Below are 19,561 nucleotides of genomic sequence, written 5' to 3'. Positions count from 1 at the left end.
CGGTATCAGACCGCCCTCATCAGCAGGGTCGCGGCGACGAGGATCGCCGCGCCGCCGAACATCGAGACCGCGTACGACCGCGCGAAGCCGTTCTGGAGCTTGCGCATTCGCCCGGAGAGGCCGCCGACCGAGGCCGCCGTGCCGTTGACGACTCCGTCGACCAGGGTGTGGTCGACGTAGACCAGGGACCGCGTCAGGTGCTCCCCGCCGCGGACCAGGACCACGTGGTTGAAGTCGTCCTGGAGCAGGTCGCGCCGGGCAGCCCGGGTGAGCAGCGATCCGCGCGGGGCGACGACCGGGACCGGGCGCCTGCCGTACTGGAGCCAGGCGATCGCGACGCCGATGACCATCACGGTCACCGTGGCCGCCGTGACGGTGGCCGCGCTGATCGGGGCGTCTCCGTGGCTGTGTCCGGTGACGGGCTCCAGCCAGTGCAGGAAGCGGTCGCCGATGCTGAAGAAGCCGCCCGCGAAGACCGATCCGAAGGCCAGCACGATCATGGGGATCGTCATGGACCTGGGCGACTCGTGCGGGTGGGGCTCCGCGTGCTCGCCGTGGGTCTCCGCGGCCGGCTCGACACTCGGCTCGGCCGGGGACGGCGTCTCGGTCCGACGCCAGCGCTCCTCCCCGAAGAACGTCATCAGCATCACGCGCGTCATGTAGAAGGCGGTGATGGCCGCGCCCAGCAGGGCACAGGCGCCGAGGATCCAGCCCTCGGTGCCGCCCTTGGCGAACGCCGCCTCGATGATCTTGTCCTTGGAGAAGAAGCCGGACAGGCCCGGGAAGCCGATGATGGCGAGGTAGCCGAGGCCGAACGTCACGAAGGTGACCGGCATGTACTTGCGGAGGCCGCCGTACTTGCGCATGTCGACCTCGTCGTTCATGCCGTGCATGACCGAACCGGCGCCGAGGAAGAGCCCGGCCTTGAAGAAGCCGTGCGTCACCAGGTGCATGATCGCGAAGACGTAGCCGATGGGGCCGAGGCCCGCGGCGAGGACCATGTAGCCGATCTGCGACATCGTCGAGCCGGCGAGGGCCTTCTTGATGTCGTCCTTCGCGCAACCGACGATCGCACCGAACAGGAGCGTGACCGCGCCGACGATGGTGACGACCAGCTGGGCGTCCGGGGCGAGGTTGAAGATGTTGGCGGAGCGGACGATCAGGTAGACGCCCGCGGTCACCATGGTCGCGGCGTGGATGAGGGCCGAGACCGGGGTCGGGCCCTCCATCGCGTCCCCGAGCCAGGACTGCAGCGGCACCTGGGCGGACTTGCCGCAGGCGGCGAGCAGCAGCATCAGGGCGATGCCGGTGAGCGTGGCCTCGGAGGCACCGGTGACGAGTCCGGGCTCCTCGTGGCTGCCGAGGACCGGGCCGAAGGCGAAGGTGCCGAACGTCGTGAACATCAGCATGATCGCGATCGACAGGCCCATGTCGCCGACGCGGTTGACCAGGAAGGCCTTCTTCGCCGCGGTGGCCGCGCTGGGCTTGTGCTGCCAGAAGCCGATCAGCAGGTAGGAGGCGAGACCGACGCCCTCCCAGCCGACGTACAGCAGCAGGTAGTTGTCGGCGAGGACGAGCAGGAGCATCGCCGCGAGGAACAGGTTCAGATAGCCGAAGAAGCGGCGGCGCCGCTCGTCGTGCTCCATGTACCCGATCGAGTACAGGTGGATGAGCGAGCCGACGCCGGTGATCAGCAGCACGAACGTCATGGACAGCTGGTCGAGGCGGAAGGCGACGTCCGCCTGGAAGCCCTCGACCGGGATCCAGGTCCACAGGTGCTGGGTGAGCGTGCGGTGTTCGGAGTCCTTGCCGAGGAGGTCGGCGAAGAGGATGGCGCCGAAGACGAAGGAGGCGCCGGCGAGCAGGGTGCCGATCCAGTGGCCGACGGCGTCCAGCCGCCGGCCGCCGGTCAGCAGGACCGCCGCTCCGAGCAGGGGCGCCGCGATGAGCAGCGCGATCAGGTTCTCAGCATTCATACGGTCCAGCGCCCCTTACAGCTTCATCAGGCTGGCGTCGTCGACCGAGGCCGAGTGGCGGGAACGGAACAGCGACACGATGATCGCGAGCCCGACCACGACCTCCGCGGCGGCGACGACCATCGTGAAGAAGGCGATGATCTGGCCGTCGAGATTGCCGTGCATCCGGGAGAAGGCGACGAACGCGAGGTTGCAGGCGTTGAGCATGAGCTCGATGCACATGAACACGACGATCGCGTTGCGCCTGATCAGGACGCCGGTGGCGCCGATCGTGAACAACAGGGCGGCGAGGTAGAGGTAGTTGACCGGGTTCACTTCGACGCCTCCCTCTTGAAGGTGGCCGGTTCGATCTCGGTCCGCTCCAGGCGTTCCTCCGCGCGCTGCTCCAGCGCCTTGAGGTCGTTCAGCGCCTCGGCGGACACGTCACGGATCTGGCCGCGGTCGCGCAGGGTCTTGCTGACCGTGAGCTCGGAGGGGGTGCCGTCGGGCAGCAGGCCCGCGATGTCCACCGCGTTGTGCCGGGCGTAGACGCCGGGGGCGGGCAGCGGCGGGACGTGCTTGCCCTCGCGCACCCGCTTCTCGGCCATCTCGCGCTGGGTCAGGGCCCGCTCGGTGCGCTCGCGGTGGGTGAGCACCATGGCGCCGACGGCGGCCGTGATCAGCAGGGCGCCGGTGATCTCGAAGGCGAAGACGTACTTGGTGAAGATGAGGGTCGCCAGTCCCTCCACGTTGCCACCGGAGTTGGCCTGGCCGAGGCCGTTGAACTGGTTGAGGGAGGCGTTGCCGATGCCGGCGAACAGCAGGATGCCGAAGCCGAGTCCGCACAGCAGGGCCAGCCAGCGCTGGCCCCTGATGGTCTCCTTCAGGGAGTCCGCGGCGGTCACGCCGACGAGCATGACGACGAACAGGAACAGCATCATGATCGCGCCGGTGTAGACGACGATCTGCACGACGCCGAGGAAGTAGGCGCCGTTGGCGAGGTAGAACACCGCCAGGATGATCATGGTGCCGGCGAGACAGAGCGCGCTGTGCACGGCCTTCTTCATGAAGACGGTGCACAGGGCGCCGATCACGGCGACGGTGCCGAGGACCCAGAACTGGAAGGCCTCGCCGGTGGAGGTGGTGGAGGCGGCGAGCTGGAGGGGCGCGGTCATCGGCCGATCACCTTCTCCGACGCCGGTTCGTCCGCACCGAAGGTGGAGTCGGCCTCCTGGACCACCTCGCCCTTGGAGACGGCGACCTGCTGGACCGTGCCGGGCGCGGCCTCGGTGACCAGGCCCCGGTAGTAGTCCTGCTCGTCGGTGCCCGGGTAGATGGCGTGCGGCGAGTCGACCATGCCCTCTTCGAGACCGGCGAGCAGCTGCTCCTTGGTGAAGATGAGGTTGGCGCGGCTGGAGTCGGCCAGCTCGAACTCGTTGGTCATCGTCAGCGCGCGCGTGGGGCACGCCTCGATGCACAGCCCGCACAGGATGCAGCGGGCGTAGTTGATCTGGTAGACGCGGCCGTACCGCTCGCCGGGCGAGTAGCGCTCCTCGTCGGTGTTGTCGGCGCCCTCCACGTAGATGGCGTCGGCGGGGCAGGCCCAGGCGCACAGCTCGCAGCCGACGCACTTCTCCAGGCCGTCCGGATGGCGGTTGAGCTGGTGCCGTCCGTGGAACCGGGGAGCGGTGGTCTTCTGCTGCTCCGGGTACTGCTCGGTCAGCCGCTTCTTGAACATGGCCTTGAAGGTCACGCCGAAGCCGGCGACGGGGTTCATGAAACCGGGCTTGGTCTCCTTGGGTTCCTCAGCCATCGGACGCCTCCTTTCCATCCGTAGATCCGCCGTCACTCTGAGTATCGGACCCACCACTGACAATCAGCTCCCGCTCCCGGTGGGGGCGGCGCCTGGGCACCGGCGCCACCTCCTGTCCGGGCAGCGGCGGTACGGGGAATCCACCGGCCATCGGGTCGAAGCCGACCGGTTCCGCGGTGGTTGCGGCGGCCGCCTTCGACTTCTCGCGGAACATGTCGGCGACGAACGAGAGCAGCAGCAGGACCAGGACCGCGCCGCCCACGTAGAGGGCGATGTCGGCGAAGTCGTAGTTCTCGTTGCGCAGGGTCCGCACGGTCGCGACGAGCATCAGCCAGACCACGGAGACCGGGATGAGGACCTTCCAGCCGAGCTTCATCAGCTGGTCGTAGCGGACGCGGGGGAGCGTGCCGCGCAGCCAGATGAAGAAGAACAGCAGCAGCTGCACCTTGATCACGAACCAGAGCAGCGGCCACCAGCCGTGGTTGGCGCCCTCCCAGAAGGTGGAGATGGGCCAGGGGGCCCGCCAGCCGCCGAGGAAGAGCGTGGTCGTCACGGCCGAGACCGTCACCATGTTCACGTACTCGGCGAGCATGAACATCGCGAACTTGATCGAGGAGTACTCGGTGTTGAAGCCGCCCACGAGGTCGCCCTCGGACTCCGGCATGTCGAAGGGGGCGCGGTTGGTCTCGCCGACCATGGTGATGACGTAGATGATGAAGGAGACCGGCAGCAGGATGATGTACCAGCGGTCCTGCTGGGCCTCGACGATCGCCGAGGTCGACATCGACCCGGAGTAGAGGAACACCGAGGCGAACGCGGCGCCCATGGCGATCTCGTAGGAGATCATCTGGGCGCAGGAGCGCAGACCGCCCAGGAGCGGGTACGTCGACCCGGAGCTCCAGCCCGCGAGGACGATGCCGTAGATGCCGACCGAGGCGACCGCGAGGATGTAGAGCATCGCGATCGGGAGGTCGGTGAGCTGCATCGCGGTGCGGTGACCGAAGATCGAGATCTCGTTGCCGGACGGGCCGAAGGGGATCACCGCGATCGCCATGAAGGCCGGGATGGCCGCGACGATCGGTGCGAGGACGTAGACGACCTTGTCCGCGCGCTTGACGATGACGTCTTCCTTCAGCATCAGCTTGATGCCGTCGGCGAGCGACTGGAGCATGCCCCAGGGGCCGTGCCGGTTGGGCCCGATGCGCAGCTGCATCCAGGCGACGACCTTGCGCTCCCACACGATGGAGAACAGCACGGTCACCATCAGGAAGGCGAAGCAGAAGACGGCCTTGATGACGACGAGCCACCAGGGGTCGGTGCCGAACATCGAGAGGTCTTCCGCGGCGGAGTACGGGCTCATGCCTCCACCTCCTTGGGGGCTTCGGCGGCGGGGGTGGCCGGGCCGATGCGGACGAGGGAACCGGGCAGGACCCCGGCGTCGGAGGCGACACCGCCGCCGGTGGAGTTCAGCGGGAGCCAGACCACCCGGTCGGGCATCTCGGTGACCTGGAGCGGCAGTGCGACGACTCCGGCGGGGCCGGTCACGGCGAGGAGGTCCCCTTCCTTGACGCCCGCCTCGGCGGCCGTCGCGGCCGACACACGCGCGTGTGCCGCGTGCCGGGTCCCGGCGAGCGCCTCGTCGCCCTGCTGGAGCAGGCCCTGGTCCAGCAGCAGCCGGTGCCCGGCCAGGACGGCCTCTCCGGCGGCCGGACGCGGCAACTGGGCCGCCGTCTCCCGGGGTTCGGTGCCGCGCGGGCCGTCCCACGGGCCGAGCCGGTCGATCTCCGCGCGGGTGGTGCGCAGATCCGGCAGGCCCAGGTGTACGTCCATGGCGTCGGCCAGCATCTGGAGCACGCGCGCGTCGGTGGGCGCGAGGCGGCGGGTCATCTGGTCGGGCTTGAGCGCGGCCTCGAAGAAGCGGACCCTGCCTTCCCAGTTGAGGAAGGTGCCGGCCTTCTCGGCGACGGCGGCCACCGGCAGGACGACGTCCGCGTGCTCGGTGACCTCGCCGGGCCGCAGCTCCAGCGACACCACGAACCCGACCTCCTGGAGCGCCTCACGCGCGCGTGCCGGGTCGGGCAGGTCGGCGACCTCGACGCCGGCGACGACCAGCGCCTGGAGTTCGCCGGACATCGCGGCCTCGACGATCTGCCCGGTGTCCCGGCCGTAGCGGTGCGGGAGTTCGGCCACGCCCCAGACGGAGGCGACCTCCTCACGCGCGCGCGGGTCGGTGGCCGGACGGCCGCCCGGCAGCAGCGAGGGCAGCGCGCCCGCCTCGACGGCACCGCGCTCCCCGGCCCGCCTTGGGATCCACACCAGCTGGGCGCCGGTCGCGGAGGCGGCCCGTACGGCGGCGGTCAGTCCGCCCTCCACGGCGGCGAGGCGTTCGCCGACGACGATCACCGCGCCCGCGGCACGCAGCGCCTCGGCGGCCCTGCTGCCGTCGTCGTCCAGACCCACTCCGCCGGCCAGCGCGTCCAGCCACTCGGTCTCGGTGCCGGGGGCGGCGGGCAGCAGGGTGCCGCCTGCCTTCTCCAGGCCGCGGGTGGTGTGGGTGGCGAGGGAGAAGACCTTCTGGCCGTGCTTGCGCCAGGCCTTGCGCAGCCTCAGGAAGACGCCGGGCGCCTCCTCCTCGGCCTCGAACCCGACCAGCAGGACCGCCGGGGCCTTCTCCAGCGCGGTGTACGTGACGCCCGTACCGTCGAGGTCACGGCCGCGGCCCGCGACCCGCGCGGCCAGGAAGTCGGCCTCCTCGCTGCTGTGCACGCGCGCGCGGAAGTCGATGTCGTTGGTGTCGAGCGCCACGCGCGCGAACTTGCTGTACGCGTAGGCGTCCTCGATGGTGAGGCGGCCGCCGGTGAGGACTCCGGCCCGGCCGCGCGAGGCGAGCAGGCCCTGGGCCGCGATCTGGAGCGCCTCCGGCCAGGAGGCCGGCACCAGCTCACCCTCGGGGTTGCGGATCAGCGGGTGCTCCAGGCGGTCGCGCTGCTGCGCGTACCGGAACGCGAAGCGCCCCTTGTCGCAGATCCACTCCTCGTTGACCTCGGGGTCGTTGGCCGCGAGCTTGCGCATGACCTTGCCGCGCCGGTGGTCGGTGCGGGTGGCGCAGCCGCCGGAGCAGTGCTCGCACACGCTCGGGGAGGACACCAGGTCGAAGGGGCGGGAGCGGAACCGGTACGCCGCCGAAGTGAGGGCGCCGACCGGGCAGATCTGGATGGTGTTGCCGGAGAAGTACGACTCGAAGGGGTCGCCCTCGCCGGTGCCGACCTGCTGGAGCGCGCCCCGCTCGATCAGTTCGATCATGGGGTCGCCCGCGACCTGGTTGGAGAAGCGGGTGCAGCGGGCGCACAGCACGCACCGCTCGCGGTCGAGGAGCACCTGGGTGGAGATCGGGACGGGCTTCTCGTAGGTCCGCTTCTTGCCCTCGAAGCGGGACTCCGCCTGGCCGTGGGACATGGCCTGGTTCTGGAGGGGGCACTCGCCGCCCTTGTCGCAGACCGGGCAGTCCAGCGGGTGGTTGATGAGGAGGAGCTCCATCACACCGTGCTGGGCCTTCTCGGCGACCGGCGAGGTCAGGTGCGTCTTCACCACCATGCCGTCGGTGCAGGTGATGGTGCAGGACGCCATCGGCTTGCGCTGGCCCTCGACCTCCACGATGCACTGGCGGCAGGCGCCGGCCGGGTCGAGCAGGGGGTGGTCGCAGAACCGGGGGATCTCGATGCCGAGCTGTTCGGCGGCGCGGATGACCAGGGTGCCCTTGGGCACGCTGATCTCGGCGCCGTCGATCGTCAGCGAGACGAGATCCTCCGGCGGGACCGCCGCCTCTCCCCCGCCGGAGGGAGCGCTCGTGGTCACCGTCATGCGTTCACCTCCGTGCGGGAGTCGGCCCAGACCGTGGACTTGGCCGGGTCGAAGGGGCAGCCGCGGCCCGTGATGTGCTGCTCGTACTCCTCGCGGAAGTACTTCAGCGAGGAGAAGATCGGCGAGGCGGCGCCGTCGCCGAGGGCGCAGAACGACTTGCCGTTGATGTTGTCGGCGATGTCGTTGAGCTTGTCGAGGTCGGACATGACGCCCTTGCCGGCCTCGATGTCGCGCAGCAACTGCACGAGCCAGTACGTCCCTTCACGGCAGGGAGTGCACTTGCCGCAGGACTCGTGGGCGTAGAACTCGGTCCAGCGGGTGACGGCGCGGACCACGCAGGTCGTCTCGTCGAAGCACTGGAGCGCCTTGGTACCGAGCATGGATCCGGCGGCGCCGACGCCCTCGTAGTCGAGGGGGACGTCGAGGTGCTCGTCGGTGAACATCGGGGTCGAAGAACCGCCCGGCGTCCAGAACTTCAGCCGGTGCCCGGGCCGCATGCCGCCGCTCATCTCCAGCAGCTGGCGGAGCGTGATGCCGAGCGGGGCCTCGTACTGGCCGGGGCTCGCGACATGGCCGCTGAGCGAGTACAGCGTGAAGCCCGGGGACTTCTCGCTGCCCATCGACCTGAACCAGTCCTTCCCCCTTTGGAGGATCGCGGGAACCGACGCGATCGACTCCACGTTGTTCACAACAGTCGGGCAGGCGTAGAGGCCCGCGACCGCAGGGAAAGGGGGACGGAGCCGCGGTTGACCACGGCGGCCTTCGAGCGAGTCGAGCAGTGCGGTCTCCTCACCGCAGATGTACGCGCCCGCGCCCGCGTGCACGGTGATGTCGAGATCGAGGCCGCTGCCCAGGATGTTCTGTCCGAGGTAGCCGGCCGCGTAGGCCTCGCTCACGGCCGAGTGCAACCGCCGCAGCACGGGGACGACTTCACCCCGCAGATAGATGAAGGCATGCGAAGACCTGATGGCGTAACACGCGATGATCATGCCCTCGATGAGGCTGTGCGGGTTCGCGAAGAGGAGCGGGATGTCCTTGCAGGTCCCGGGCTCCGACTCGTCGGCGTTGACAACTAGATAGTGCGGCTTTCCGTCTCCCTGCGGAATGAACTGCCACTTCATCCCGGTGGGGAATCCCGCGCCGCCGCGACCGCGCAGACCGGAGTCCTTGACGTACGCGATCAGGTCGTCCGGTGACATCGCGAGCGCCTTGCGGAGCCCCTCGTACCCCTCGTGCCTCTTGTAGACGTCCAGCGTCCAGGACTTGTCCTCGTCCCAGAAGGCCGACAGCACGGGTGCGAGCAGCTTCTCGGGGCTGTTGTTCTTGAGTTCGGGTGCCAAGGTCATCACTCCCCCTCCTCGGCGGCGGGCCCGGCCGGGTGGGCCGGGTCGGAGGCCGACGTGTCCTGTGGCGCGTCGTGTGAGCTCAGGTGCTCCGTCGGGGACGGCTCATGGACGCCCCGGTCCTGCGGCGAACCGTCGCGGTCCTGCGATGCTCCTTCGCGCGGATGGACCACGCGCGCGGGTGCGGCCTCTCCCCTGGCCAGGCGGAGGCCCACCAGCGACGCGGGTCCCGCTCCGCCGGTCGCCTCCACCGCTCCGGCCCGCTCGTCGGGGAAGCCGGCGAGGATCCGCGCGGTCTCCTTGAACGTGCACAGCGGCGCCCCGCGCGTGGGCTCGACCGGACGCCCCGCGCGCAGGTCGTCGACCATGCGCTTCGCGCTCGCCGGGGTCTGGTTGTCGAAGAACTCCCAGTTGACCATCACCACCGGCGCGAAGTCGCAGGCCGCGTTGCACTCGATGTGCTCCAGGGTGACCTTGCCGTCGTCGGTGGTCTCGCCGTTGCCGACGCCCAGGTGCTCCTGGAGCTCGGCGAAGATCGCGTCGCCGCCCATCACCGCGCAGAGGGTGTTGGTGCAGACCCCCACCTGGTAGTCGCCGGACGGCCGGCGCCGGTACATGGTGTAGAAGGTGGCGACCGCGGTGACCTCGGCCGTGGTCAGCTCCAGCACGTCCGCGCAGAACTGCATCCCGGTGCGCGTGACATGGCCCTCCTCCGACTGCACGAGGTGCAGCAACGGCAGCAGGGCCGAGCGGGAGTCCGGGTAGCGGGCGATGATCTCGCGCGCGTCCGCCTCCAGCCGGGCTCGGACGTCGTCCGGGTAAGCGGGTGCGGGCAGTTCGGGCATGCCCAGACTGACGCCCCGCTCGGAAGAACTCGTGGTCACCGGTCGACGCCTCCCATCACGGGGTCGATGGACGCGACGGCGACGATGACGTCGGCGACCTGGCCGCCCTCGCACATCGCCGCCATGGCCTGAAGGTTGGTGAAGGACGGGTCGCGGAAGTGGACCCGGAAGGGGCGGGTGCCGCCGTCGGACACGGCGTGCACCCCGAGTTCGCCCTTGGGCGACTCGACGGCCGCGTACGCCTGTCCCGGCGGTACCCGGAAGCCCTCGGTGACCAGCTTGAAGTGGTGGATCAGGGCCTCCATGGAGGTGCCCATGATCTTCTTGATGTGGTCGAGGGAGTTGCCGAGCCCGTCGGGTCCCAGGGCGAGCTGGGCGGGCCAGGCGATCTTCTTGTCGGCGACCATGACCGGTCCCGGCTGGAGCCGGTCCAGGCACTGCTCGACGATCCTGAGCGACTGGCGCATCTCCTCCAGGCGGATCAGGAAGCGCCCGTAGGAGTCGCAGGTGTCGGCGGTCGGGATGTCGAAGTCGTAGGTCTCGTAGCCGCTGTAGGGCTGGGCCTTGCGCAGGTCGTGCGGCAGGCCGGTGGAGCGCAGGATGGGGCCGGTGGCGCCGAGGGCCATGCAGCCGGCGAGGTCCAGGTAGCCGACGTCCTGCATACGGGCCTTGAAGATGGGGTTCCCGGTGGCGAGCTTGTCGTACTCCGGGAGGTTCTTCTTCATCTTCTTCACGAACTCGCGGATGTGGTCCACCGCGCCGGGCGGCAGGTCCTGCGCGAGTCCGCCGGGGCGGATGTACGCGTGGTTCATCCGCAGGCCCGTGATGAGCTCGTAGATGTCGAGAATCATTTCACGATCACGGAATCCGTAGATCATGATCGTGGTGGCGCCCAGTTCCATGCCGCCGGTGGCGATGCACACCAGGTGCGAGGAGAGCCGGTTCAGCTCCATCAGGAGCACGCGGATGATCTCGGCCCGGTCGGGGATCTGGTCCTCGATGCCGAGGAGCTTCTCGACGGCGAGACAGTAGGCGGTCTCGTTGAAGAAGGACGTCAGGTAGTCCATGCGCGTCACGAACGTGGTGCCCTGCGTCCACGTGCGGAACTCGAGGTTCTTCTCGATGCCGGTGTGCAGGTAGCCGATGCCGCAGCGGGCCTCGGTGACCGTCTCGCCGTCGATCTCCAGGATCAGCCGGAGCACTCCGTGGGTGGAGGGGTGCTGGGGGCCCATGTTGAGGACGATGCGCTCGTCGTCGGCGCGGGCCGCGGCCTGGACGATCTCGTCCCAGTCGCCGCCGGTGACCGTGTAGACGGTGCCTTCGGTGGTCTCACGAGGAGAGGCGTGGGAAGTGCTCACGAGTACGACCTCCGCTGGTCCGGAGCCGGGATCTGGGCGCCCTTGTACTCGACGGGGATGCCGCCGAGGGGGTAGTCCTTGCGCTGCGGGTGGCCCTGCCAGTCGTCCGGCATCATGATCCGCGTCAGGGCCGGGTGACCGTCGAAGACGATCCCGAAGAAGTCGTAGGTCTCGCGCTCGTGCCAGTCGTTGGTCGGATACACCGGGACCAGCGACGGGATGTGCGGGTCGGCGTCGGGGGCGCTGACCTCCAGGCGGATCAGCCGGTTGTGGGTGATCGAGCGCAGGTGGTAGACGGCGTGCAGCTCGCGGCCCTTGTCGTGGAGGTAGTGGACCCCGCTGACGCCGGTGCACAGCTCGAAGCGCAGGGCCGGGTCGTCGCGCAGGGTCTGTGCGACGCGCAGCAGGTGCTCGCGCTCGATGTGGAAGGTGAGCTCGCCGCGGTCGACGACCGTCTTCTCAATGGCGTTGTCCGGGAGCAGTCCCTGCTCCTCCAGGGCGCCCTCCAGTTCGTCGGCGACCTCGTCGAACCAGCCGCCGTAGGGGCGGGCGGCCGCTCCCGGGAGCCTGATCGAGCGGACCAGGCCGCCGTAGCCGGAGGTGTCGCCGCCGTTGTTGGCGCCGAACATGCCGCGCTGGACGCGGATCTCCTCGCCGCCCTCGCCGCGCTGGCCGGGGAGGTTGGAGGCGCCGAGGTCCTTCTCGGGGTTCACCCCGTTCGACCCCCCGTTGACACCGTTCGCGTCGCTCACCGCAGCAGCCCCTTCATCTCGATCGTGGGCAGGGCCTTGAGCGCCGCCTCCTCCGCCTCGCGGGCCGCCTCCTCGGCGTTCACGCCGAGCTTGGAGGTCTGGATCTTCTGGTGGAGCTTGAGGATCGCGTCCATCAGCATCTCGGGCCGTGGCGGGCAGCCGGGCAGGTAGATGTCGACCGGCACGATGTGGTCGACGCCCTGCACGATCGCGTAGTTGTTGAACATGCCGCCCGAGGAGGCGCAGACCCCCATGGAGATGACCCACTTGGGGTTCGGCATCTGGTCGTAGACCTGCCGGAGCACCGGCGCCATCTTCTGGCTGACCCGGCCGGCGACGATCATGAGGTCGGCCTGGCGGGGTGAGCCGCGGAAGACCTCCATGCCGAAGCGGGCCAGGTCGTAGCGTCCGGCTCCCGTGGTCATCATCTCGATGGCACAGCAGGCCAGTCCGAAGGTGGCCGGGAAGACGGACGCCTTGCGCACCCAGCCCGCGGCCTGCTCAACGGTGGTCAGCAGGAAACCGCTCGGCAGCTTTTCTTCGAGTCCCATGAGTTAAAGGCCCCTCAGTCCCATTCCAGGCCGCCGCGCCGCCATACGTACGCGTACGCGACGAAGACGGTGAGCACGAAGAGCAGCATCTCCACGAGCCCGAAAACACCCAGGGCGTCGAAGGTGACGGCCCAGGGGTAGAGGAAGACGATCTCGATGTCGAAGACGATGAAGAGCATCGCCGTCAGGTAGTACTTGATGGGGAAGCGCCCGCCGCCGGCCGGCGTGGGGGTCGGCTCGATGCCGCACTCGTAGGCCTCGAGCTTGGCCCGGTTGTACCGCTTCGGACCGATCAGCGTGGCCATGACCACGGAGAAGATCGCAAAGCCTGCCCCGAGGGCTCCCAGTACGAGGATGGGCGCATAGGCGTTCACCGCTCCTCGCTCCTCTCAGTCGGCACTGACTGCTGGCGATGGCATCGGACTCACACCCGACTCATACGTCCCTCTGACCTCCGTCCGTCCCGACGAAGATCGCGAACATGTGAAGCAGGTCACAAGCCCAACTGACCCGCATCCTATGCCCGCCGGTCTGTGATCTGCGACACGGGGTATTGCACAAGCTTTGTGATCTCCACCACCTGACGAACGATCATGAAGGCGGATCAGCGGTGATCTTCATACGAGAAGCGCCCGAGTGATCACCAGAGGTGACATTCTCGCTAGTCGGCGCAGGTCGGGAGAGGCGTCTCCATATCAAGAGAGTTCCGCTGCATGCAAATTGGTGCTGGACGTGAGCGCTTGATAGAGGACCGCGTTCACACATCAGAGGGAGCCGCGAGGACGGATGTGGACGCGTGCACACATTCACGAGCGGCCGCCGTGTCCGGACGCAGCCCTCCCCGTAACCGTTGCGTGACCTCTGCCACATCCATGAGAGGCGGATAAGAAGGGGGCTTGGCCAACGGCCGCAACGGATGCTAGATGCGGGTCAATTCGGGCGTAACAACGAAAGCCCATGATCACAGGCATGATCGCGTGCGCCCGCAATGTCCGTTACGGCGTCAATAAAGAGCCGCACACCAGGGATTCGGGCCGCCGATTGAACAACTGTGGCGCAGCACACGTTTCTTGAAGGTATGGAGGAGCCCCTGATACCAGTTGTTCCCATGTCCCACACCGCTCACATACGCAGCCACCGGAAACCCCGCCGCAGCGCGACGACTTCGATCGCCGTGCGTGCCGGAGTCGCCGGTGGCGTCCTCAGCATGGCAGCGGCGGGCGCGTCGGCTTCGGCGTTCGCCGCCGAGTCGACGACGCAGACCCTCGAACTGCCCACCCTCTCGGCCGACCTGGGCAGCCAGGTGGCCGAGTCCGCCGACGCCATGCAGCAGGCGGCCGCCAACTTCCAGCTGCAGGCCGAGCGTGACGCGGCCGCGGCGAGCGCCGCCAAGCAGGCCAAGGCGGACCTCGCTGAGGCCAAGAAGAAGGCTGAGGCCAAGAAGAAGGCCGAGGAGGCCCGCAGGGCCGCCGCGGAGGAGGCCGCGTCCCGCAGCACCGAGCGGGCCACCCTGTCCGCCTCGGCGGGCGCCAGTGTCTCCACGAGCTCGTCCACGGCGACCGGTTCGGCCGCCGCGGTCATCGCCTTCGTGAAGGCGCAGATCGGTGACGCGTACGTCTCCGGCGGCACCGGCCCCAGCTCCTGGGACTGCTCCGGTCTCGTCCAGACCGCCTTCAAGCAGGTGGGCATCGACCTGCCGCGCGTCTCGCAGGACCAGTCGACGGCCGGCACCCAGGTCTCGCTGAGCAACCTGCAGCCGGGCGACATCCTGTACTGGGGCAGCGCGGGCAGCGCGTACCACGTGGCGGTGTACGTCGGTGACGGCATGTTCGTCGGCGCGCAGAACCCCTCGACGGGGGTCGCCGAGAAGCCGCTGTCCTACGACCCGCCGACCGGCGCGGTGCGGGTGCTCTGACACCGGGACGACTTGGAAGGGCCGCAGCCGCTCGGGGGTTGCGGCCCTTTCCGTTTCCTGTCCGGGGTTGGATGGGTTCGGCAGTCCACATCTGCAGTCCACATCCGCACCACCCCCACGGGACAGGAGACATCACCATGCCCAGTGTGTTCGTACAAGGCAGGCCCGCCGACTCGTATCCGCCGCTCGCACCCGAGGCCCGGCGCGGGAAGGTCCGGCGCATCACCGAGGTCGGAGAGGAGATCCTGCACAAGCCCTGCCGGGACGTGACCGAGTTCGGACCCGACCTCGCCGCGCTGATCGACGACATGTTCCTCACGATGTACGTCGCGGACGGGGCCGGGCTCGCCGCCAACCAAGTCGACGTCGACCTGCGGCTGTTCGTGTACGACTGCCCCGACGACGACGGTGTCCGACATGTCGGGCACATCGTCAACCCGGTCCTCGACCCGCTCGACCCGACCGGGCGCAGGCTGCTCGACGACGGCGAGGGGTGCCTGTCGGTGCCGGGCGCCGTGATGGACGTGCCGCGGCCGGACCGGGCCGTGGTGCGGGGGTTCGACAAGGACGGTGCGGCGCTCGTGATCGAGGGGACCGGGTACTTCGCCCGGTGTCTGGCGCACGAGACCGACCATGTGAACGGGCACGTGTATCTCGACCGGCTGTCCCGGCGGGAGCGCAGGCAGGCGCTCGGGCAGGTGGCGGACCGGCGGGACGAGGTGTTCGCCCGCCGGGCGGCCAACGTCGAGGCGCTGCGAGGCGGTCAGGGCCGGCCCGGAGCCCCTCGCGGCGGTCGGGGCACGTTCAGCGCCTGAGTGAGTGGATCAGGGCCCACACCGACACCGTGATGAGGATGACGAAGAGCGGTAACGCGACTCCTGCGTCCATGCCTCCACGATGCCCCCGGCGCGGGCCCCGCGTCACGCCTTCGGCGCCACCTTGCTCAGCCCGTTGATGATCCGGTCCATCGCGTCGCCGCCCGTGGGGTCGGTGAGGTTGGCGAGCATCTTCAGGGTGAACTTCATGAGCACCGGGTGGGTCAGGCCGCGCTGGGCCGCGATCTTCATGACCTTCGGGTTGCCGATGAGCTTCACGAAGGCGCGGCCCAGCGTGTAGTAGCCGCCGTAGGTGTCCTTCAGGACGCGCGGGTAGCGCTGGAGCGCCATCTCGCGGCCCGCGGGCGTGGACCGGGCGTGCGCCTGGACGATGACGTCGGCGGCGATCTGGCCGGACTCCATGGCGTAGGCGATGCCCTCGCCGTTGAAGGGGTTCACCAGGCCGCCGGCGTCGCCGACGAGCAACAGGCCGCGCGTGTAGTGGGGCTGGCGGTTGAAGGCCATGGGGAGCGCGGCACCGCGGATCGGCCCGGTCATGTTCTCCGGGGTGTAGCCCCAGTCCTCCGGCATGGAGGCGCACCAGGCCTTCAGCACCTCGCGCCAGTCGAGCTCCTTGAAGGAGTCGGAGGTGTTCAGGACGCCGAGGCCGACGTTGGACGTGCCGTCGCCCATGCCGAAGATCCAGCCGTAGCCGGGCAGCAGCCGGTCCTCGCCGGGCCCGCGCCGGTCCCACAGCTCCAGCCAGGACTCCAGGTAGTCGTCCTCGTGGCGGGGGCTCTCGAAGTACGTCCGTACGGCGACGCCCATCGGGCGGTCCTCGCGGCGGTGCAGGCCCATCGCCAGGGAGAGCCGGGTGGAGTTGCCGTCGGCGGCCACCACCAGGGGCGCGTGGAAGGTGACTTCGCGCTTCTCCTCGCCGAGTTTCGCGTGCACGCCCGTGATCCGGCCCGTGCGCTCGTCGGTGATGGGGGCGCCGACGTTGCAGCGCTCGTACAGCCGTGCCCCGGCCTTCTGGGCCTGACGGGCGAGCTGCTCGTCGAAGTCGTCGCGCTTGCGGACGAGGCCGTAGTCGGGGAAGGAGGCGAGATCCGGCCAGTCGAGCTGGAGGCGGACCCCGCCGCCGATGATCCTGAGGCCCTTGTTCCGCAGCCAGCCCGCCTCCTCGGAGACGTCGATGCCCATGGCGACGAGCTGTTTGACGGCACGCGGGGTCAGACCGTCGCCGCAGACCTTCTCGCGCGGGAACTCGGTCTTCTCCAGCAGGAGTACGTCGAGTCCGGCCTTGGCGAGGTGGTACGCGGTGGTGGAGCCGGCCGGCCCCGCGCCGACGACGATGACATCGGCGGTGTTCTCGGACAGGGGCTCGGTCACGGCGGGATCTCCCCAAGTTCGAAATCTGCGTGCCGACCGGCACTGGACATGGGCAGTCTATTCAGCAGAATTGATCACCCGGCTGAAGGGCTGCCCCAGTGAACCGAGCTCTGCCCGTAGTACGGCTCCGTGTCCCCACCGACGAGGACGCCGTCGCCTGGCACCGGGTCTTCGACGACCCGGACGTCATGGAGTTCCACGGCGGCAAGTCCGCGGAGCTGTCCGTCTACGAGGAGCTCACCGCGCGCCAGCGGCGGCACGACGCCGAGCTGGGTTTCTGCCTGTGGACCATGGTCGACGAGAGCGGCCGGGTCATCGGTTTCACCGGCGCGCAGCCCTGGCCGCGGGACTGGGGGCCGACCGGTGAGATCGAGATCGGCTGGCGGCTCGGGCGGGAGTTCTGGGGCAAGGGGTACGCCACCGTGGCCGCGCGGATGACGCTGGAGCGGCTCCGGGCGGCGGGCGTCACCGACGTGGTGGCGATGGTCAGACCCGGCAACGAACGGTCGATCGCGGTCACCAAGCGCCTCGGTATGGACCTCGCGGAGACGTTTCCGCACCCGCAGCTCCCGGAAGAGGCCCTCTGCTTCCGGCTCTCCCTCCGGGACGGTCACCCAGCGTAGCCGTCTGCTACAGAACGAAACCCGGCACTTCCGGCTGCCGCCGGGGCGGAGTTACCCTTCCAGTACCGCTGGGGGTGACATCTGTGCGCATAACACCCAAAACACCCGAAGTGCGCGTACCGCGTCTGGTCGGACTCATGGCAGTGGACGCGCGTGAGACGGCCCAGGCGCAGGGCCTGTTCATCAATGCGCCGGACCGCAAGGACTTCCATCAGGCCGTCGTCGACTATGTCGTACGTCAGTACCCGCAGCCCGGTGCCGAGGTGCCGCGGGAGTCGATGGTGTACGTCTGGTTCGACCTCGGTCCCGGAGAGGGCGGCGGAGGCGTCCACGAGCCCCGCGTCCCGAGGCCCCCGAGCGGCGGCCTCCAGCGCGAACTGGACGAACCGGGCGACCCGTACCACGTCCGCTGTACGACGGGACTCGGCTGAGGGCGCCCTGGAGAAGGCGGGTCGGCACTCCTCGACGCCCTCGCGCCGAAGGAAGCCGGTCAGCTCTCCTTGACGCCCCGGTGCAGGGCCACGATCCCACCCGTGAGGTTGCGCCACGCCACCTTCGACCAGCCCGCCTTCTGGAGGCGTTCCGCCAGGGCCGGCTGGTCGGGCCAGGCGCGGATGGACTCGGCGAGGTAGACGTAGGCGTCGGGGTTGGAGGAGACCGCGCGGGCCACCGGCGGCAGGGCGCGCATCAGGTACTCGGTGTAGACCGTGCGGAAGGGCGCCCAGGTGGGGTGCGAGAACTCGCAGATCACGACCCGGCCGCCGGGCCTGGTCACCCGGTACATCTCGCGCAGGGCGGCATCGGTGTCCTGGACGTTGCGCAGCCCGAAGGAGATGGTGACGGCGTCGAAGGTGTCGTCCTTGAAGGGCAGCCTCGTCGCGTCGCCGGCCGTGAGCGGCAGCCAGGGGTGGTTCTTCTTGCCGACCCTGAGCATGCCGAGGGAGAAGTCGCAGGGGACGACGTACGCGCCCGTCCGCGCGAAGGGCAGCGAGGAGGTGGCCGTGCCCGCCGCCAGGTCCAGGACCTTCTGCGCCGGACGGGCGTCGACCGCCTTGGCGACCTCCTTGCGCCACGCCCGGTCCTGGCCGAGCGAGAGCACGTCGTTGGTCAGGTCGTACCGTTCCGCCACGTCGTCGAACATCGAGGCGACTTCGTGCGGCTGCTTGTTCAGGGAAGCGCGGGTCACGGACCCATTCTTGCAGGCCGCCCTCCCGGAAGGAGCTGCGGCTTCTTCTTCCCGGCCACGTCCTCCACCCAGCCGCACACCAGGACGAACACCGCGATCAGCACCCACCCGACACCGAACATGAACCACTGGCTCTCCAGCGGCAGCCACTTCTCGAAGGCGGGCACGTCCCAGAACCGGTCGATCAGCGGCACCGCCAGGACCAGCGCGATCTCGTGCCACAGGTAGATCGTCACCGCGCGGGAGTTGAAGACGGTGACGAGACGGTCGGTGCGGCGGAAGCGGGTCAGCCAGGCGAAGTCGATCCCGAAGTACGCCTTGGCCCACATCAGCGGCATCACGTACCCGGCGGACCAGAAGGCCTGGGCGAGGGGGATGTCGTCGAGGTCGTACGACCCCGTCTCGGCCTGGTGGGTGACGGCGTACCAGCCGCCGAACCCGATCGCGGCGAGCGAGAGCACGACGACGGCGAACGGCTTCAGCCGCTCCAGGACACCGTCCCGGTGGGCGAAGCCGAGGAGCCAGCAGAACAGGAAGGTCGCGAGGTCGGTCAGGGCGCCGCCGAGGCGGTTGTCCGGCGGCTCCCACAGGAAGTGGAAGACCACGATCGGGGCGAGGGACAGCAGCAGGACCGGCACCGGGGCGAGCCGGAACACCCGCAGCAGCGCCGGGGACAGCAGGACGAACCACAGGTAGGTGCGCAGGTACCAGAGGATCTCCCAGGCCTGCTCGCCCCACGCGTTGCCCGGCGGGTCCCCCAGCGGTACGACCCAGAAGACGAGCTGCCAGCCCGGCATCCAGTCGTGGACCAGCATCGCGAGGACGACGAAGACGCCCCAGAACCAGAACGGCGGGAGCAGGCGTCGCATCCTGCTCCTGACCACCGTGAGCGCCGGTCTCTCCAGCGACCTGGCCATGAGGGTGCCGGCGAGGCCGAACATGATCCCCATGGACGGGAAGACCATGCCGGCCCAGGCCCACCCGAAGGTGTGATAGGTGACGACCCGGATCAGGGCGACGGCCCGCAGGGTGTCGAAGTAGCGGTCGCGGCCGGGCGTCTCGGGCCGGGGCGGGGACACCTCGACCTGCGGCAGCGGGGCCGTACCGGCGGGCGGAGCCGTTCGGACGTCTCCTCTTCTGTGCGAACCCACC

Annotated in this window: 19 protein-coding genes; 4 read left to right on the top strand and 15 right to left on the bottom strand. The window is 69.2% G+C overall.

Features of this window, described 5'->3' with window-relative positions:
* Positions 1–5: 5 nt before the first annotated feature.
* Genes nuoL through AC2XR2_RS26305 form a run of 12 tightly spaced genes read right to left on the bottom strand, consistent with a single transcriptional unit; the run spans position 6 to position 12,852 of the window.
* Positions 6–1,976 (bottom strand): NADH-quinone oxidoreductase subunit L, encoded by a 1,971-nt coding sequence (gene nuoL / locus AC2XR2_RS26360; RefSeq protein WP_491516476.1) that lies wholly within the window; start codon positions 1,974–1,976, stop codon positions 6–8.
* Positions 1,977–1,991: 15 nt separating this feature from the next.
* Positions 1,992–2,291, bottom strand: a complete 300-nt coding sequence (nuoK, locus tag AC2XR2_RS26355) for an NADH-quinone oxidoreductase subunit NuoK (RefSeq protein WP_003974374.1) — start codon at positions 2,289–2,291, stop codon at positions 1,992–1,994.
* Positions 2,288–3,130 carry an NADH-quinone oxidoreductase subunit J gene (locus tag AC2XR2_RS26350; RefSeq protein WP_381302118.1) on the bottom strand — a complete coding sequence of 281 codons (843 nt, stop codon included), beginning with the start codon at positions 3,128–3,130 and terminating at the stop codon, positions 2,288–2,290. Before AC2XR2_RS26350 ends, nuoK begins: the two co-directional genes overlap by 4 nt.
* Positions 3,127–3,768: an NADH-quinone oxidoreductase subunit NuoI gene (gene nuoI, locus AC2XR2_RS26345; RefSeq protein ID WP_037720707.1), complete on the bottom strand. Its 642-nt coding sequence runs from the start codon at positions 3,766–3,768 to the stop codon at positions 3,127–3,129. The genes AC2XR2_RS26350 and nuoI overlap by 4 nt, the downstream gene beginning before the upstream one ends.
* Positions 3,761–5,128 carry an NADH-quinone oxidoreductase subunit NuoH gene (gene nuoH, locus AC2XR2_RS26340; RefSeq protein WP_381302116.1) on the bottom strand — a complete coding sequence of 456 codons (1,368 nt, stop codon included), beginning with the start codon at positions 5,126–5,128 and terminating at the stop codon, positions 3,761–3,763. Before nuoH ends, nuoI begins: the two co-directional genes overlap by 8 nt.
* Complete coding sequence (locus AC2XR2_RS26335) at positions 5,125–7,629, bottom strand: NADH-quinone oxidoreductase subunit G (protein ID WP_381302115.1); 2,505 nt, start codon at positions 7,627–7,629, stop codon at positions 5,125–5,127. The genes nuoH and AC2XR2_RS26335 overlap by 4 nt, the downstream gene beginning before the upstream one ends.
* Positions 7,626–8,975: an NADH-quinone oxidoreductase subunit NuoF gene (gene nuoF / locus AC2XR2_RS26330; RefSeq protein ID WP_123762430.1), complete on the bottom strand. Its 1,350-nt coding sequence runs from the start codon at positions 8,973–8,975 to the stop codon at positions 7,626–7,628. The genes AC2XR2_RS26335 and nuoF overlap by 4 nt, the downstream gene beginning before the upstream one ends.
* Entirely contained in the window at positions 8,975–9,856 is an 882-nt protein-coding gene (gene nuoE, locus AC2XR2_RS26325; RefSeq protein WP_330265090.1) for an NADH-quinone oxidoreductase subunit NuoE, read from the bottom strand. Before nuoE ends, nuoF begins: the two co-directional genes overlap by 1 nt.
* A complete protein-coding gene (locus AC2XR2_RS26320) occupies positions 9,853–11,175 on the bottom strand; it encodes an NADH-quinone oxidoreductase subunit D (protein ID WP_062232799.1) in 1,323 nt (440 codons plus the stop codon). Before AC2XR2_RS26320 ends, nuoE begins: the two co-directional genes overlap by 4 nt.
* The gene (locus tag AC2XR2_RS26315) at positions 11,172–11,927 is read right to left on the bottom strand and encodes an NADH-quinone oxidoreductase subunit C (RefSeq protein ID WP_381302113.1); all 756 of its coding nucleotides are present in this window, start codon (positions 11,925–11,927) and stop codon (positions 11,172–11,174) included. Before AC2XR2_RS26315 ends, AC2XR2_RS26320 begins: the two co-directional genes overlap by 4 nt.
* Positions 11,924–12,478 carry a NuoB/complex I 20 kDa subunit family protein gene (locus AC2XR2_RS26310; RefSeq protein ID WP_003998928.1) on the bottom strand — a complete coding sequence of 185 codons (555 nt, stop codon included), beginning with the start codon at positions 12,476–12,478 and terminating at the stop codon, positions 11,924–11,926. Before AC2XR2_RS26310 ends, AC2XR2_RS26315 begins: the two co-directional genes overlap by 4 nt.
* A 14-nt stretch (positions 12,479–12,492) precedes the next feature.
* Positions 12,493–12,852 carry an NADH-quinone oxidoreductase subunit A gene (locus AC2XR2_RS26305; RefSeq protein WP_007383963.1) on the bottom strand — a complete coding sequence of 120 codons (360 nt, stop codon included), beginning with the start codon at positions 12,850–12,852 and terminating at the stop codon, positions 12,493–12,495.
* A gap of 734 nt (positions 12,853–13,586) precedes the next feature.
* On the opposite strand from AC2XR2_RS26305, the gene AC2XR2_RS26300 reads away from it, so the two are divergent.
* The gene (locus tag AC2XR2_RS26300; protein ID WP_381302111.1) at positions 13,587–14,393 is read left to right on the top strand and encodes a C40 family peptidase; all 807 of its coding nucleotides are present in this window, start codon (positions 13,587–13,589) and stop codon (positions 14,391–14,393) included.
* A gap of 137 nt (positions 14,394–14,530) precedes the next feature.
* Positions 14,531–15,208, top strand: coding sequence for a peptide deformylase (def, locus tag AC2XR2_RS26295; RefSeq protein ID WP_381302110.1), 678 nt, complete (start codon positions 14,531–14,533; stop codon positions 15,206–15,208).
* Between the two features lie 105 nt (positions 15,209–15,313).
* On the opposite strand, the gene AC2XR2_RS26290 is transcribed toward def, so the two are convergent.
* A complete protein-coding gene (locus AC2XR2_RS26290; RefSeq protein ID WP_020135943.1) occupies positions 15,314–16,600 on the bottom strand; it encodes a geranylgeranyl reductase family protein in 1,287 nt (428 codons plus the stop codon).
* A 98-nt stretch (positions 16,601–16,698) separates the two neighbouring features.
* On the opposite strand from AC2XR2_RS26290, the gene AC2XR2_RS26285 reads away from it, so the two are divergent.
* Together AC2XR2_RS26285 and AC2XR2_RS26280 are read left to right on the top strand one after the other, a co-directional pair.
* Positions 16,699–17,223 carry a GNAT family N-acetyltransferase gene (locus tag AC2XR2_RS26285; protein ID WP_491516475.1) on the top strand — a complete coding sequence of 175 codons (525 nt, stop codon included), beginning with the start codon at positions 16,699–16,701 and terminating at the stop codon, positions 17,221–17,223.
* A 110-nt stretch (positions 17,224–17,333) separates the two neighbouring features.
* A complete protein-coding gene (locus AC2XR2_RS26280; RefSeq protein WP_449352426.1) occupies positions 17,334–17,654 on the top strand; it encodes a PASTA domain-containing protein in 321 nt (106 codons plus the stop codon).
* A gap of 59 nt (positions 17,655–17,713) precedes the next feature.
* On the opposite strand, the gene AC2XR2_RS26275 is transcribed toward AC2XR2_RS26280, so the two are convergent.
* Together AC2XR2_RS26275 and AC2XR2_RS26270 are read right to left on the bottom strand one after the other, a co-directional pair.
* The gene (locus AC2XR2_RS26275) at positions 17,714–18,409 is read right to left on the bottom strand and encodes a demethylmenaquinone methyltransferase (RefSeq protein WP_381302106.1); all 696 of its coding nucleotides are present in this window, start codon (positions 18,407–18,409) and stop codon (positions 17,714–17,716) included.
* Positions 18,406–19,560, bottom strand: a complete 1,155-nt coding sequence (locus tag AC2XR2_RS26270) for an acyltransferase family protein (protein ID WP_491516474.1) — start codon at positions 19,558–19,560, stop codon at positions 18,406–18,408. The genes AC2XR2_RS26275 and AC2XR2_RS26270 overlap by 4 nt, the downstream gene beginning before the upstream one ends.
* Position 19,561 lies beyond the last annotated feature (1 nt).

This window comes from Streptomyces sp. LS-MS-L19, assembly GCF_058382285.1.
Note: the sequence above shows the minus strand (reverse complement) of the source record. Positions and strands in the feature narration are given on the sequence as shown.

What these genes read in the sequence shown, in the direction of transcription:
- nuoH (WP_381302116.1), bottom strand. Translation starts at nt 5,128, where the DNA reads ATGAGCCCGTACTCCGCCGCGGAAGACCTCTCGATGTTCGGCACCGAC.
- AC2XR2_RS26310 (WP_003998928.1), bottom strand. Translation starts at nt 12,478, where the DNA reads ATGGGACTCGAAGAAAAGCTGCCGAGCGGTTTCCTGCTGACCACCGTT.
- nuoF (WP_123762430.1), bottom strand. Translation starts at nt 8,975, where the DNA reads ATGACCTTGGCACCCGAACTCAAGAACAACAGCCCCGAGAAGCTGCTC.
- nuoL (WP_491516476.1), bottom strand. Translation starts at nt 1,976, where the DNA reads ATGAATGCTGAGAACCTGATCGCGCTGCTCATCGCGGCGCCCCTGCTC.
- def (WP_381302110.1), top strand. Translation starts at nt 14,531, where the DNA reads ATGCCCAGTGTGTTCGTACAAGGCAGGCCCGCCGACTCGTATCCGCCG.
- nuoI (WP_037720707.1), bottom strand. Translation starts at nt 3,768, where the DNA reads ATGGCTGAGGAACCCAAGGAGACCAAGCCCGGTTTCATGAACCCCGTC.
- AC2XR2_RS26300 (WP_381302111.1), top strand. Translation starts at nt 13,587, where the DNA reads ATGTCCCACACCGCTCACATACGCAGCCACCGGAAACCCCGCCGCAGC.
- AC2XR2_RS26335 (WP_381302115.1), bottom strand. Translation starts at nt 7,629, where the DNA reads ATGACGGTGACCACGAGCGCTCCCTCCGGCGGGGGAGAGGCGGCGGTC.
- AC2XR2_RS26350 (WP_381302118.1), bottom strand. Translation starts at nt 3,130, where the DNA reads ATGACCGCGCCCCTCCAGCTCGCCGCCTCCACCACCTCCACCGGCGAG.